This window comes from Pandoraea pnomenusa, assembly GCF_000767615.3.
Taxonomy (GTDB): Bacteria; Pseudomonadota; Gammaproteobacteria; order Burkholderiales; family Burkholderiaceae; genus Pandoraea; species Pandoraea pnomenusa.
The window spans coordinates 4,375,486-4,390,436 of sequence record NZ_CP009553.3; the positions used below are offsets into that span (position 1 = coordinate 4,375,486).

Below are 14,951 nucleotides of genomic sequence, written 5' to 3' on the forward strand. Positions count from 1 at the left end.
CGCCGACGACTGCGTGCGGCAAACCGCGATTCGGCGAAACGCGACAAGGTCGAACGACGCCCGGCGGGGCGGCTCGACCGCGCCCGGCGTCGATCGGTGACTCCCGGATTACTGCTGGATGCGTGCGCTCTTCACGAGATCGCCAATCATTTGCGCCGTGGCCTTTTCCATCGCCACCTGCTCGAGTTGCTTGCGCAGCAGCGGGGCGCTCTCTTCGAACTTCGGGATCTGCGTGGCGCGCCTGTCGTCGACGCGCAGGATCCAGAACTGCTCGCCGACCTTCAGGGGCTCGGCGGACACGCCGCCCTTGGGCAGGTTCACCAGCGCTTCGGCAATCGGCTGCGGCCAGTTCTGCGTATTGCCTGCCGTGATCGGCGTCTTGAACGACACCCAGTTCAACTGGCCGCCCTGCGCAGCGTTCGGCCCCTGGCTGTACTGACGCGCCAACGCCGCGAAATCGCCCCCCTTCCGGATCTCGTCGAGCACGGTCTGTGCCGTGGCGGCATCGCGCACAGCGATCGCACTGGCGTGATATTCGTTCTCGCCCAGCGAGGCGACCACGGCGTCGTACTTGGCCTTGACGTCGGCATCGCTCACCGGGGCGGCCTTCGCATGCTCGGTCATGTAGGCGCGCGTGACGATCATCGTCTTTGCGGCTTCCAGCGCAGCCTGCACTTCCGGGCGCGTCTCGTAGTGCTGCCGGAGCGCCGCCTGCCTGAGCAATTCGTTCGCGATCAGTTGCCCCTTGAACAGCTCGCGCAATTGCGCGCTGTCCGGCTGGCCGCTCGCCTTGACCATCGCGTCCACCGACGCTTTCGGAATCCCGACATCGTTGACGCTGGCGACGACGTCGGCGCCCAGCGGCTTCGGCGCGGCAGTCCTGCTGTCGACCTTCTCCCCGGCTTTCTTCTCGGACTGACTGTCGGTCTTGGCCGCCCTGGCTGCCATCGCCGGCGCCATCGCAACGCTCAGCGCCACCCATACGCCCGCGGCACCCGCCACACCCCACCCCCGGATGAACTTCGCTTTCATCGACATCTCTCCCACAACGTTGGCAGGCGCCGCGAGCGAATGGCCCTTACGCCTGCGTTTTCACAATTCATCCCGCCCAGTTGAGCGTGATGAGCACGACACTGCCCTTCGGGCCGAGCGACGCGGGCTGCACCAGTGCGCGCCCGGCCATCAGCTCGCCCGAGAACGTCTGCCCCCGGAACTGCCATTGCGCACGCACGCCGACTCCCGCGCCGATCAGCGTCGGCCAGCCGGGCTCGGCCACCAGGTGAGCCTTGCCGCCGTCGAGGAACGCGTAAGGCTCCCAGCGCAGTCCCTGCCATACCGGGGCATTGGCCCAGACGGCCTCGTTCCGGAGATAGAAGCCGCTGTCGCCGGCAATGCCTCCCTGCATGAAGCCGCGCACCGAGTCCGTGCCGCCGAGGAAAATCTGCGCGTTGCCGAAGAGCGCTACGGCGCTGTATTGGCCGGTGAACGTGGTACGCCATGTCCATTGCGTCGGGCCGATTCGCGCGAGCGGCAATTGCACCGTCGTGCCGGCGTCCACCTTGGTGAACTGCGCGTGCGCGTCCTGCTTCTGGATACCGTCGAAGTCGCGCGTGGCATCGAACCACGGCAGGCCTTGCGAGACGCCCAGCGACGCGGTCAACGCGCCCGGCAGCCCGTTCCGGGTGAAGCGCCAGAGTCCTGAGATACCGACACGCAGGATCGTGAGCGCCTGGGGGGACAGCGGAATGTCGTTGACATCGCGCTCGGTGGACAGCTTGGTGAGCGTGGCGTCCAGACTCACGCGTTGCGACGCCGATCGCCTGAGCACGGTGTTCCAGCCGAAAATCTGACTGAGGGTGCGGCCGTAGAGCAGCGCGGTGCCCCCGATGATCTGCTGGTATTCGGAGAGCGCCGCCGTGTAGCTGAACGTTTGATAGCCGTAGGGAACGGCAGCCGAGACGACGAGCGCGTTGCTGTCGCGCGTGCCGGTGTAGGCCAGGCTCAATGACTCCTGCAAGCCGATGACGTTGCCGGCGTCCACGGATGCCCGCGTGCGCCACCGTCCCGTTGCCGTGCTGCCGTAGTTGTCCAGGCCAACGCTGTAGTTCAGGCGGCTGCCGAAGGGGTTCTGAATCGCGACGATGGACTCGCCAGGCGCTTGCCCCGGCAATATCTGGATCTGCGCCTGATTGCGGCGCAGCCGGTTGATCTGGTCGACACCCTGTTCGAGCGCGGGCAGCGTAAGCACATCGCCGACCGATGCGGGGAAGGCCCACGCGGTGCCCGCGTCCGTGAGCAGCCCTCCCCCATCGCCCGGCTTGCCCTGTCCCGCCGGACGCAACGCACCGCCGTTCAACGTGAAGCCGCTGATTCGCCCCGCGACGAGCGTAATGGCCAGCGTCCCGGAGGACAGATTCTGCGGCGTGGCGAGATAGGCACGCGTGGTGATGAGCCCGTCCGCCACGAATGCCTCCGTCAGGCGACGCAGCAGCAGATCGATGCGGCGCCGGCCAAGGGCCTTGTGCAGGAATGGCGCGCAGATCTCGTCGAGGCGCGACGGCGCGAGCACCGCGTCGCCCCGGAACACGATCCGATCGATGCGAAAGGTCGGCTCCGGGTCGGGCAGGGTATCGACGTCGGCGTTCGCGGGCAGATCGGGAACCCCGGGCGCGGCCGAGGGCGACGTCTCGATCTGTGCAGGCCCACGATCGAGCTCGCGTTGCAGCGCGTTGTTGCGTTGCTCTTCCAGCAGTCGTTGTCCGGGATCCTGCTGCGGGACCATGCCCGGCGGCAACGCCGGTACCGGTGGCGTTTGCGCGAACGCGACGCTCACGGTCCCCGTGAACACCAGCGCCGCGGCCCAGACACGTGCGGCGATCGTTGAGCGTATCGTCATAGCCCGAACCACGTCGTCAGGCCAAGGTGCGTGCCGATGCGTGCCGGTTCACGGTACGGCACGTAGGCCGTCTCGATGCCCTGCGCCGCCTTCACCCCCCTGGCCCCGGTGATCACGCCGCCCTTGATCAAGCCGCGCCCCGTCAGCACGACTTCGCCCGAGGCGGCGGAGAACAGACCGCCGTCGTTTTGGGCATAGATGGCGGCCCAGTGATTGCCGAACCAGGCCTTCAGGCCACGCGTGCCGTTGTAGGCCGTATACCCGAGCAGGCCCTGCGCGGTGACGAACGGGGCATCGACCGTCAGATTGCCGGACCACGCGATCACGTTGCCGCCAACGTTGCTGGCGCTTTGTCCGGCACGCAGTGCAATGCTTCCGGCCGCCTGCATCTGCCCACCGTATGAGGTCGTCGTGCTGGACGCCTCCGCCTTGCAGACAATGAAGCACGAACGCCGATACGACGCCTGTCCCGCCATGACCGCCTGATTGACGAACTGATCGGTCGCCGTCACCTGAATGTTCCCGCCATTGGTCAGCACCGTGCCGCCGGTGTTGAACACATTCCGGCCGGAGAGGGTGACGTTGCCGGCGTCGGCAATGATGTAGGACAGTTGCCCCGGTGCCGGGATCGCGCCGTAGTCGACGGAGAAGCCTTCGTCGCGCGTGGAGAAGAGCAGCCAGCGCCGGCCGCTGTTCGCATAGGCCGTCGCGACACCGCCGTTCGCACCATCGAGATGCGAAATGGCATTGCTCAGGTCGCCCTGCGCCTGCATCGACACCGACTGATTGGATTCGACGCGGGCGTTCAGATTGACGATATCGCCGGCAGCGCGCATCACGACGTCGTCGTTCACACCGAACACCACACCGAACGCACCGCCCGGGCGGGACACGTCGGAGGTGTTGGTGATGGTACCGGTGGCGTCGAGGGTGACCGCGCCCGCCGACGTCGTCATCGCCGTATCGCGCGTCACGCCCTGGATCAGGCTGCTGACATTGGTGATGTCACCCTGGCTGGTGATCACGACGCCGCTGCGCTGGGACACCAGCGTCGATTGCGTGGCGCCGGCGTTGGCGATGCGCACGCCGTGGCTCGAAAGCCGAATCGACCCGCCGGTCAGCACCGCCGCGCCCTGCAGGGTGGTCTGTCCCGCCGACTGCCAGGAGAGGTTGTTCGCGACATCGATCCGGCTCCACGGCGCCAGCAGCACATCGCCGGCGGCGGTGAGCGAGAAATCCCCGGCGTTGGCCATCATCGATCCGGCGTGGCGCACGCCGGCGCCGAGATCCGTCGTCAACAGCTGGATGCGCCCGGACGTGATGCTGCCGGACGGCTCGACGTCGAGCGCGATGGCATCGGGGTTCGCCTGCTGCCGGCTCGCGAGCGTGACCCAGTCGTTGTTGTTGTCGTCGGGCGAGAAGCCGGTGTTGAGCGACACCCGGCTGCTGCCCGCAATCACGCGCACGTAAGCGGTAGGCGACGAGAAGTCGTTGGTGATCGGCGCGCTCACCCTGACCGTCTTAGCGATGAGCTCCAGGCCGATGAGCGTTCCCGCGAGCCCGCCGCCCGCGACTTCGATCGTGCCGCGTCCGGTGTCGAGCACAACGTTGCGCTGATACACGCCGGGCGCGACGAGGACGTCGCTGAACGACACTTGTCCGGTGCTCAACGCGACGTGGCCGGTGTTGACGAAGGTACCGCCATTGACCGTGATGCCGTTGGGATTCGCGAGCACGACGTTCGCTCGCGGTCCTGTCACGGCGATCTGGCCCTGAATCAGGCTGGGGGCGGTACCCGTCACTTCGTTGACGATGGTGCGCGCGTTGACCCCGCTGTTGTTGAGGGTCGCACCGGCGCGATCGACGCTGAAGCTGGCGTAGGTGTTATGGGACACCCCGCGCACCGGCGGGGCGATCGCGACGTTCTGGCGTCCATCGGCGCCAATGGTGACGGACGTCGCCGTGCCGCCGTCGGGAACAATGCCCGCGGCACGGCAATGCGCGGCCGTGGCGAGTACCGTCGCCAGGCCGAAGCCGAATACCCGTCTTACCGTTTGACGCGTCTGAGACGCCCGAAACCGCCGAATCCCCAAGCCCTGTGAAGTGTGCCCGTCAATCCCGCCAGCCAACGGCGAGACTTCGCGCGTTGATTTCCAAGGCATCTGATATTTCGTTTTCCTGATTGTCGTAACGCTCGCAACATCCAAAGGCCGCAGCGGACATGGCCATCGCCCTGCCCCATGCGTTCCCCGGACGACGCCCCGCGCGCCGGCTATCGTGCCGTGCCGATTTTGCGCAAAGTGCCGCGCCCTTCGAATTCCCGGCCGGCGAGAACCGGTCCAGACAGAGCATTACGGAAGGGTTCTGAAATATCTTTAAGTAACCGATTGAAGTTTTTCGATCCCGGATCTCACCGCGGCGCAAACGCAAGGGAATTCCCTTCTGGAGCCTTGCCAGTGAAGGCCCGTGCGCAATACAAAAGAAATGCTAAACGTGCCGTTGATATATTTTCATTATTTAAAATCGGCATCCGAACTATCAGGAAACCACATCAATCCCTGTCGTCCAACACGTGCCTGCATGACGAAAACCGGCTCCCGATCCTACTCGCCCCCAGTACCGACGGACCGAATCCTCGTCATGCGGCCCCGCCAATCACTTCACATCTCGTCGACGGCTGTCGCGGCGGTAGGTTGACCGTCCTGCTGTTCCAGGGAGAAGCGATTGCGTGTGTCCACATAGAAGCTCGCGCCGAAACGCCCTACGGGGAAGTAGTTCTGCAACCGGACCCGCCAGGTTTCGGTGTCGATCAGCTCGTCGCGCGCGTGCATGCGCTCGACGCGCCCGATGAAGATGTGGCGGCTCGGCGTCTCCAGCGTCTCCCACAGCTTGCACTCGAACGCCACCGGCGCCTGCGCGATGCGCGGTGGCGCGACGAGACGGCTCGCCACCGGCGTGAATCCCGCATGCGTCAGCTCGCTCTCGGTCGGCGGCAAGCGCTCGCCACACGCGTGCATGCGGGCAGTCATCGCCTCATCGGTGAGATGCACGACAAACTCCCGATCCCGGAGAATGTTGGTGGCGGTGTCCTTGAGGGAATCGTCGTCGAGCCGGTTGATCGACAGCATCACGATCGGCGGTTCCTCGCCAAGCATGTTGAACATCGAGAACGGTGCGGCGTTGATGGCGCCGCCTTCGTTGATCGTCGTGACGAGCGCGATCGGACGCGGCACGATCAGGCTGGCCATCAATTTGTAGCGCTGGTAAGCGGTGATTTCCCGAAAGTCGATTTCCATGCGATATCCCTTGTGCCTCAAGCGCGTTTGCGAGCGGTGCGCCTGACGGGCGCAAGCGGTGGCGCATCGTGCCCGGGCTCAACCATCTCCGGCAGACCCAGCAGCGATGCCAGACTCTTCTGTCCTCGCATCCGAGTCGTCTCGATGCGACGCTCCAGCTCCTCGAGATGCGCCTGCATCCGGGCAATGGCGCCCGCGGCGTCGCGCGCTTCGATGCATGCCACGATGGCCGCGTGTTCATCGTGCTCGCACGGCGCGTATCCTGGCGGCTCGTACAACCCCACGATGAGCGAACACCGCGAGATCAGCTCGGTGAGGTAGCGCAGCAGCACGGCGTTACCGGCGAGCGCGGCCACACGCAGGTGGAAATCACTCGCCAGACGCGCCCACGACGGCTGATCGAAACGATGCATGGCGTCGTGCTCGGCATCGAGCTGGCGGCGCAGCATGGCGAGGTCGTCGTCGGTCACGCGCGACACGGCGAGCTCGACCAGTGAACGTTCGAGCGCGCGACGCGCCTCGAAGATCTCGCGCGTTTCCTCGGGCGTCGGCTCCGCAATCACGGCGCCTTTGTTCGGTCGGAGCGTGACGATGCCGTCATGCGCAAGACGCTCCAGCACGCGCCGCACGACCGCCCGTCCCACGTCGAACAACTGGCAAAGCTCCGGCTCGGGCAGCTTCGTGCCGGGCGTCAGGCGATGTGCTAGCACGCCGTCGACGATCGTGCGATAGATGTGCGTCTCGATGCGCGTCTCGGCGCTCTGCTCGTCATCGCTCGCCACGGGCGAGTGCAGCGAGCGCAGACGGGATTCGGTGTCCCGGTCGTCAGCGGCGGACGCAGCCACGTCGGCGGCGCGGCGACGTGGCGTCAGGGGGGGTTTGGCAGCAGGCATGGATGACAAGGGCAGTAAGGTCGAAGTCGCGCAGTCGGGGCAATGGCGTTTGAGCGTCATGCCGGGTTCATCCCATGATGGCACCGGGCTCGGCCACACTCACTGAGTCCACGTGCGCGGCGATGTCACCCGGCGTGGCCAGCCAGATTTCGCCACGTCCGGCCGCCTGAGCGATGGGCGTGAGCACACGTCGCAGATGCCGCAGGCGATAGGGCTGGCCCACCAGGTACGGGTGCAGCGCGATGCCCATGACCAGCGGTTGTCCCCGCGTCGGATGCTCTGCCTGAGCGTACATCTCGTCAAAGTTGTCGGCAATCATGTCGGCAAATGCGGCGCCGTCCATCTGACGCCCGACGATCATCGGAATATCGTTGACTTCCTGCGGGTAGGGCACCGACCAAAGCGTGCCGTGGGCAGTGCGCATGCGCACCGGGCGGTCGTCGTGACACCAGTTCAAGGTATAGCGGTAGCCGTTGCGAACGAGCAGGTCGGGCGTGTGATGCGTCTCTGAAATCCATGGCGAGAGCCATCCCGACGGCGTGTGGCCGGTTGCCCGCGCCAGGCGCGAGCGGCAATGCGCCAGCAGATCGAGCTCGTGCGCATATTCGAAATCGCTTTGGCGATGGGCATTGGTATGCCCGTGCCCGATCAACTCGTCGCCACGCGCCACGCACGCATGCACAAGGTCGGGACAGTGATCGAGCAGCGCCGTGTTGAGCACCACGCCGGCGCGCATCGCGAGATCGTCGAACAGATCGAGGCATCGCCACGCGCCAACCCGGTTGCCATACTCGCGCCAGCTGTAGTTGAGCACATCCGGCTGTGGCGAGACGGGTCCCAGATTCGCCCCAAGTCCCTCCCCGAAGGCGAAATGCTCGAGATTGAAGCCCAGATAGACGGCCAGGCGCGCGCCATTGGGCCAGCGGTAAGTGTCGCGCGCCGTGATCGGCAGATAGTCGAAGCGATCATGCGTGCGAAGTGCACCGAAGCGCACGTCGCCGGTCTCGGCATCGTCAGGTTGCGAGACGGGAAGCGTAAGAGGAAGCGTAAGGGTCATCGTGTGTCGTCTTGAAACATTCGCGCACCGCCGCAGTGCGGGCGCGTTCCGAGTTGGCGCAAAGCGCATCGTCAACGAACGTCATACGCAATCGTTCGCAATTTCAGTGCCAGATCGTCAACACCTTGGCATTCATATCGCGCAACGTCATTCGTTCGAAATGTCGACGAGGTGGCATGCCTCTTGCGTATGGCGGGGACATGGCGGGCCACGCCCGTTGCCGGGACGCCGTTGCGTCCCTTTCGATTCGCTTCCGATGCATCGCTTCGATGTGTCCCCACGGAGATTGCCCATGTCTGCCTCTGCAAGTCACCACGCCGTCGGCGCCAGCGCCGCGACCCCGGTATCCGTCCCTTCCCGCCGTCGCTGGCTTCGCAACGGCACCGTGGCCCTGGCGGCCGCCTGTGGGTTCGTGAGTCTGTCGAGTTACGCTGCCGACACCGTCAAGATCGGCCTCGTCACGGCGCTTTCGGGCCAGTCGGCCCGCGCGGGCGAAGCGCTCACGCGCGGCATGACCATCGCCATCGACGAGATCAACGCGAGCGGTGGCGTGCTCGGCGGCCGCAAGCTCGAACTGGTGCGCCGCGACGATGAAGGCAACCCGGCCAAGGGCGTGCTCGCCGCTCGCGAGCTGATCTACAAGGACAAGGTGGCGGTGCTCTTCGGCGGTCTGGACACGCCGGTGTCGATGGCCATCGTGCCCATTGCGAATCAGGAGAAGGTGCCGTTCATGGGGCCGTGGGCCGCAGGCACGCCGATTACCCATAACGGCGCCAATCCGAACTACGTGTTTCGCGTGTCGGCGGTCGATGAGATCGTCGACGGTGCGATGGTGAACTACGCACAGCAGACCTTCGGTGCGAAGAAGCTGGGCCTGATTCTCGTGAACAACCCATGGGGCGAGTCGAACGAGAAAGGCATCGTCGCCTCGCTCGCGGCCAAGGGCATGAAGCCGGCCGCGATCGAGAAATTCGAGGCAACCGACGTGGACGTCACGCCGCAGCTTGGGCGTCTGAAAGCCGCGGGCGCGGACACGCTGCTGATGGTCGGCAACGTCGGTCCGTCCGCGCAGGTTGTGAAGTCACTCGATCGCATGGGCTGGAAGGTGCCCATCGTTTCGCACTGGGGCCCGGCGGGCGGGCGCTTCACCGAACTGGCCGGACCGAACGCGAAGACCGTGCACTTCGTGCAGACGTACAGCTTCTTCGGCGCGACCACACCGGTCAGCCAACGCGTTGTGGCGGCCCTCAAGGCGAAGTACCCGGACATCAAGGGACCGGATGACATCACCCCGGCGGTGGGCGTGGCCAACGCGTACGACGCCATGCGCCTGACCGCGCTCGCCATCGATCGCGCGGGTTCGACCAACGGCGACGCGATCCGCACCGGCTTCCACAAGATCGACCGCTACGAAGGACTGATCAAGACGTACGTGAAGCCGTTCAGCGAACAACAGCACGACGCCCTTTCCGCGCACGACTATGTGTGGGCGCAGTTCATCGACAACCGCATCGTGCCGGTATCGCCGACCGGTGCGAAAGTGGCCGCGAAGGTGGCCGCGAAGTAAGTCGTTCAACGCAGGTCGTTCGACACCTGCAATGAAGCGACGCCGCGAAGCGGCGTCGCGGAGGACATCTCATGCAATGGATCTCGGCGCTCGTCGCCGGCCTCGGGCTCGGCAGCATGTACGGGCTCATGGCGCTCGGCTTTCATCTGACATTCGCCGTGAGCGCGACGGTCAATTTCGCGCAAGGCAGCTCGATGATGCTCGGCGCCGTGCTCGCCTACACCTTCTCGCAGACGCTCGGCTGGCCCATGCCGCTGGCGATCGTCGCGGCGCTGGCGCTTTGCGCCGTCTACGGACTGGCGGTCGAGCGCCTCGCCGTGCAGCCGTTCGTGCGACGCGGTTCGAGCGCATGGCTCATGGCGACGGTGGCGCTGGGTATCGTGCTCGACAACCTCGTGATGCTCACGTTCGGCACGGAGCCGCGCAGCCTGCCCTCGCCGCTCGCCCAAAGCTCGCTTCGGATCGGCGACGCGGGCCTCGGCGTCTACCCGCTACAGTTGCTGATCCCCGTCGTCGGACTCGCGCTTGCCGCGCTGCTGCATTACGTGTTGCGCCGCTCACGCTGGGGCATCGCGATGTTGGCGGTGGTACAGAACCGTGATGCCGCGCGACTCATGGGCATTCCCATCCAGCGCACCATTGCCGGCGCATTCGCCATCTCGACGCTGCTCGCCGGTATCGCCGGCGTGCTGATCGCGCCGTTGTTCAATGTGCAGGCGGACATGGGAACGGTCTTTGGTCTCAAGGCTTTCGCCGTGGCGATTCTCGGCGGGTTGTCCAGTGCGTGGGGCGTGATGATCGCCGGTCTGCTGTTCGGTGTGACCGAGTCGATGATCACGGCGACGCTGGGTTCGAGCTACACACAAATCATCACGTTCGGCCTGGTCATCGTGTTGCTGGCGATGCGACCGGACGGCATGTTCGGCCGCGCGGAGGTGCGCAAGGTATGAGCAATTCTTCTTTGCCGCTGGCGCGCCGTCACGCGCAATCGCCGGCGCATTCCGGCGATGGGCCCACGCGCGACGGCCTTGCGCTTTCCGGCGCCCTCGCCATTGCCCTGTTGGCCATGGCCGGTGCGGCGTGTGTCGTGAACGGCTATTTCGTGGTGGTGATCGCCGGTGTCGCCCTGCTCGCGATTTGCGGCGTGGGACTGAATCTTCTGCTCGGGCTCACCGGGCAGATGTCGTTCGGCCATGTGGGCTTCTACGCGATCGGCGCGTATGCCGTAGCCATTCTGACCACGCAGGCGGGCTGGCCGTTCTGGTTCGCCTGGCTCGCCGGCGGGGCCGTGGCCGCCGTCACCGGCGCGGTGCTGGCGCTGCCGGCGCTGCGCGTGCGCGGGCCGGGACTCGCCATGGTGACGATCGCGTTCGGGTTCATCGTCGAGCACGGCGCCGTCGAATGGCGCGGACTGACCGGCGGGCAGAACGGACTGATGGGCGTGACGCCGCCGGGTGTGTTCGGCTTCGCGGGCAGCGAACGTGTGGTGGCCGTCGCCTCGCTGGCCGTGCTCGCCGTCGCGTTGATCGTCTACGCACGCATCTCTCGCGGCACCTGGGGCGCGGCGATGCGGGCCGTGCGCGACAGCGAAACGGCCGCGGCATCGATCGGCGTCAACCCGCTTGTGGTCAAGACCGTGGCGTTCGCGTTCTCAGCCGCGCTCGCGGGGTTGGCGGGTGGCCTGTTCGCACCGCTGCAGGGCATGGTCACCCCCGGCATGTTCTCCTTCCTGCAATCGATCCTGTTCGTCCTCGTGGTGATGATCGGCGGCGCGGGCACCATTGCCGGACCGCTGGTCGGTGCGGTGATCGTCGGCCTGTTGCCCGAATTTCTCGCCAGTCTCGAGAACCTGCGCCTGCTGTGCTTCGGCGTTTTGCTGCTGATGGTGTTGTGGGGCGCGCCCAACGGCGTGATCGGCGTGTTGGGGCAATGGTGGAAATCGCGACGGCCCGCCTCGCCAAAGGACACCGGCGACGGTACGGCGTCGACGTTGACACTGCCGGCGCTGCCGCCGGCTCAGCGCAAGGGACTCGCGGCGCACGGGCTGACGATGACGTTCGGCGGCGTGAAGGCGGTGTCGGACCTGTCCTTCGAACTTCCTGCGGCGCGGGTCACGAGCCTGATCGGCCCGAACGGCGCGGGCAAGTCGACCGTGCTCAACATGCTCTCGGGCTTCTACCGGCCGCTCGCGGGTACCCGCTCGCTCGGTACGCAGACACTTCCGGCCGCAGGCGCGTGCGACAGCGCGCGAAACGGCGTGGCACGCACGTATCAGACATCGCAGTTGTTCGGCGGCATGAGCGTGCTCGACAACGTGACGCTCGCCCTGAGTGCGGGACGCCTCGGCGGTCTGCTCGGCGTGGCGCGCATGCAGAGCCGCGTGCGACGCGGCGAGGCGCTGGCATTGCTGCGCGCGTGCGGCTACCAGGGCGATGTCGATCTGATGGCGTCCGATCTCGCGCATGTCGACCGTCGTCTCGTGGAAATTGCGCGAGCGCTCGCCACCCGCCCCAGCGTGTTGCTGCTCGATGAACCGGCGGCGGGCCTGTCGACGCAGGACAAGGCACAACTGGGCAGGCTGTTGCGCCAGATCGCGAACAGCGGCGTGGCCGTGGGCCTGGTGGAGCACGACATGTCGCTGGTGATGAGCCTGTCGGACGGCATTGTCGTGATCGATGCGGGCCGTTTCCTCGCGCAGGGCACGCCTGCGGCAATCCGCCACGACGAGCGCGTGCGTCAGGCCTATCTCGGCGCAGTCTCGGCCGACGCCGCCGTGCCCGTCGCGCGCGTGGCGTCCACGAACCCCGAGGTGCTGGGCGTCGGCAAGCTCACGGCCGGCTACGGCGCGGCGCCGGTGTTGCACGACGTCTCGATACAGGTGCGCGAGGGCGAACTCGTTGCGCTGCTCGGGGCCAATGGCGCGGGCAAGTCGACCCTCATGCGCGCGCTTGCCGGGTTGCATCGTCCGGTGAGTGGTGGTGTCACCTTCAACGGGCGCGACCTGTCGCGCCTGGACGCCGCGAAGATCGCCGCGCTGGGCGTGGTGCTCGTGCCCGAAGGGCGTCAGGTGTTCCCGGAGCTGTCAGTACTCGACAACCTGCGTCTCGGCGCATTTGCTTGCGGACGTTTGCCGCGCGCCACGCTCGAGGCTCGCATCGAGCAGATGCTCACGCGGTACCCGCGTCTGCGCGAGCGGCAGCATCAGCGCGCGGGGCTGCTCTCCGGTGGCGAGCAGCAACTGCTGGCGATTGCGCGGGCGTTGATGTCGTCACCGCGCGTGCTGCTGCTCGACGAGCCGTCGCTTGGCCTGGCTCCCAAGATCATTGCGGATCTGTTTGCGTCGCTCGACGCGTTGCGCCGGGAATCGTTGTCGATGCTCCTCGTCGACCAGATGGCGGCGATGGCCCTGTCGATCGCCGACCGGGGCTACGTGCTCGAAGAAGGCCGGGTGACGGTGAGCGGCCCGGCGAGCGAGCTCGCCGGCGACGCTCGGCTCGCGGCGGCCTACCTCGGCGGTGCGCACGAGGCGGGAGCCGCGGCATGACGGCGCGCGAGTCGGTGCCCCCGGCTCCGCCCACCTGCGCCACCGGGCGCGCGGGTCTTGTCACGAGCCCGCACACGCTGGCGAGCGCCGCCGGCCGCGACGTATTGCGTCAAGGCGGCAATGCCATCGAAGCGGGCATCGCCATCGCAGCGATGCTGTGCGTGACGATGCCGCACTTCACCGGGCTGGGCGGCGACGGCTTCTGGCTCCTGGCCCGCGGCGAGCCCGGCGACGTCGGCGATGACACACCGCTGGCCATCTCCGGCATCGGGCAGGCGGCGCGGCACGTGCCGCAGGCACTGCGCGACGGCGGGGCCATTCCCTCGCGCGGGCCCGGCTCGGCGTTGACGACGGCGGCCACGGTCGCGGCATGGGAAGCGGCGTACCGCGTCAGTCGGGAACAATGGGGCGGCACCCTGTCGTGGGCATCGCTGCTGGCGCCGGCCATTGCCGCCGCCGAGGACGGCTTCCCGACCAGCGCCTCGCAGGATTTCTGGTACGCGTACCGCGCCGAGGAGATGCGCGACGCTTCGACCTGGCAGGGCTTCGCGCGCGAGTTCCTGCCGGATGGCCGCGCACCGGCGGTTGGCGAACGTTTCCGGCAGCCGGCATTGGCGTGGACGCTGCGGCGGCTGGCAGACGGCGGCCCCCGGGAGTTCTACGAGGGTGAGCTGGCCACGCGTCTGGCCGATGGATTGCATGCGGCGGGCTCGCCGATCACACGCGACGATCTCGCGGCCACACGCGTGCATCTCACTCCCGCGCTGACGCTGCCATACGGCGACGGAGTGCTGGCGACGTTGCCGCCGCCAACGCAAGGCGTGACGACGCTGCAGATCATGGGAATCCTGGCACGCCTGGGGCTGAAGGACTGCGCGCACGGCAGCGCGACGTATTACCACCGCTTGATCGAGGCCGTGAAACAGGCGTTCATCGCGCGCGATCGCTACGTCGCCGATCCGGCGTTCGTCGATGTGCCGGTGGCGACGATGCTATCGGATCGGTATCTGCGCGAAGCGGCGTCTCGCATCGACGACCGGGTGGCGCTCGACTGGCCGCATCGCTTTCAGGAGGGCGACACGGTGTACTTCGCTGCCACGGACGCGGCCGGTCGGGCGATCAGCGTGCTGCAAACGATCTACTTCGACTGGGGCAGCGGCGTGATGGCCGGCGACACCGGCGTGTTGTGGCACAACCGAGGCGCGGCGTTCCGGCCCGCGGGCAGTGCGCATCCCAATGCGCTGGTGCCCGGCAAGCGGCCCTTTCACACGCTCAATCCCGGCATGTACCTGCGGGCGGGGCGGGCGCGATTGCTGTATGGCACGCAGGGCGCGGACGGACAGCCGCAAACGCTGAGCGCGCTGCTCACGCGCCTGATTGACTATGGCATGCCGCCGCACGAGGCGTTGTCGTATCCGCGCTTCCTGCTGGGGAGGACATTCTCCGACAGTCGCGACAATCTGAAGCTGGAGCGCGATGCCGGGGAAGCCGTGTTCGCGTCGCTCGCCGAACGAGGTCATGCGGTGGCGCCGCTGCCGCCGCACAGCCCCCTGGCCGGTCAGGCGGGTGTCATCGCCATCGCCGACGACGGTCTAGCCAGCGGCGCGCACGACCCGCGCAGCGACGGCGCGGCAATGGCGGCGTAGTCGGCGTAGTCGGCGTAGTCGGCGGACTCGACGAACGGTGGCGCGGCGACGC

Annotated in this window: 10 protein-coding genes; 4 read left to right on the top strand and 6 right to left on the bottom strand. The window is 66.9% G+C overall.

The genetic code is table 11. The annotated features are described in order from the left end of the window. Window positions 1–108 precede the first annotated feature (108 nt). The 6 genes from LV28_RS43475 to LV28_RS43500 all read right to left on the bottom strand — a co-directional run bounded on the left by LV28_RS43475 (window position 109) and on the right by LV28_RS43500 (window position 8,142). Window positions 109–1,032: a peptidyl-prolyl cis-trans isomerase gene (locus LV28_RS43475; protein ID WP_052408652.1), complete on the bottom strand. Its 924-nt coding sequence runs from the start codon at window positions 1,030–1,032 to the stop codon at window positions 109–111. Window positions 1,033–1,099: 67 nt separating this feature from the next. Then, a complete protein-coding gene (locus LV28_RS43480) occupies window positions 1,100–2,896 on the bottom strand; it encodes a ShlB/FhaC/HecB family hemolysin secretion/activation protein (RefSeq protein ID WP_038620069.1) in 1,797 nt (598 codons plus the stop codon). Beyond that, the gene (locus LV28_RS43485; RefSeq protein WP_081326946.1) at window positions 2,893–5,058 is read right to left on the bottom strand and encodes a filamentous hemagglutinin N-terminal domain-containing protein; all 2,166 of its coding nucleotides are present in this window, start codon (window positions 5,056–5,058) and stop codon (window positions 2,893–2,895) included. The genes LV28_RS43480 and LV28_RS43485 overlap by 4 nt, the downstream gene beginning before the upstream one ends. A 498-nt stretch (window positions 5,059–5,556) precedes the next feature. Next, window positions 5,557–6,192, bottom strand: coding sequence for a flavin reductase family protein (locus LV28_RS43490; RefSeq protein WP_038620066.1), 636 nt, complete (start codon window positions 6,190–6,192; stop codon window positions 5,557–5,559). Window positions 6,193–6,209: 17 nt separating this feature from the next. Then, on the bottom strand, window positions 6,210–7,037 hold the full coding sequence (locus LV28_RS43495) for a GntR family transcriptional regulator (RefSeq protein ID WP_371328133.1): 828 nt from the start codon (window positions 7,035–7,037) through the stop codon (window positions 6,210–6,212). A 115-nt stretch (window positions 7,038–7,152) separates the two neighbouring features. Further along, window positions 7,153–8,142, bottom strand: a complete 990-nt coding sequence (locus LV28_RS43500) for a polysaccharide deacetylase family protein (RefSeq protein WP_025249754.1) — start codon at window positions 8,140–8,142, stop codon at window positions 7,153–7,155. A 292-nt stretch (window positions 8,143–8,434) separates the two neighbouring features. On the opposite strand from LV28_RS43500, the gene LV28_RS43505 reads away from it, so the two are divergent. The 4 genes from LV28_RS43505 to LV28_RS43520 all read left to right on the top strand — a co-directional run bounded on the left by LV28_RS43505 (window position 8,435) and on the right by LV28_RS43520 (window position 14,899). After that, window positions 8,435–9,709, top strand: a complete 1,275-nt coding sequence (locus LV28_RS43505; RefSeq protein WP_081326947.1) for an ABC transporter substrate-binding protein — start codon at window positions 8,435–8,437, stop codon at window positions 9,707–9,709. Between the two features lie 71 nt (window positions 9,710–9,780). Continuing rightward, a complete protein-coding gene (locus tag LV28_RS43510; protein WP_023873229.1) occupies window positions 9,781–10,659 on the top strand; it encodes a branched-chain amino acid ABC transporter permease in 879 nt (292 codons plus the stop codon). Further along, window positions 10,656–13,253 carry a branched-chain amino acid ABC transporter ATP-binding protein/permease gene (locus LV28_RS43515; RefSeq protein WP_038620059.1) on the top strand — a complete coding sequence of 866 codons (2,598 nt, stop codon included), beginning with the start codon at window positions 10,656–10,658 and terminating at the stop codon, window positions 13,251–13,253. Before LV28_RS43510 ends, LV28_RS43515 begins: the two co-directional genes overlap by 4 nt. Continuing rightward, window positions 13,250–14,899 (top strand): gamma-glutamyltransferase family protein, encoded by a 1,650-nt coding sequence (locus tag LV28_RS43520; protein ID WP_038620056.1) that lies wholly within the window; start codon window positions 13,250–13,252, stop codon window positions 14,897–14,899. Before LV28_RS43515 ends, LV28_RS43520 begins: the two co-directional genes overlap by 4 nt. The last annotated feature ends 52 nt before the right edge of the window (window positions 14,900–14,951 follow it).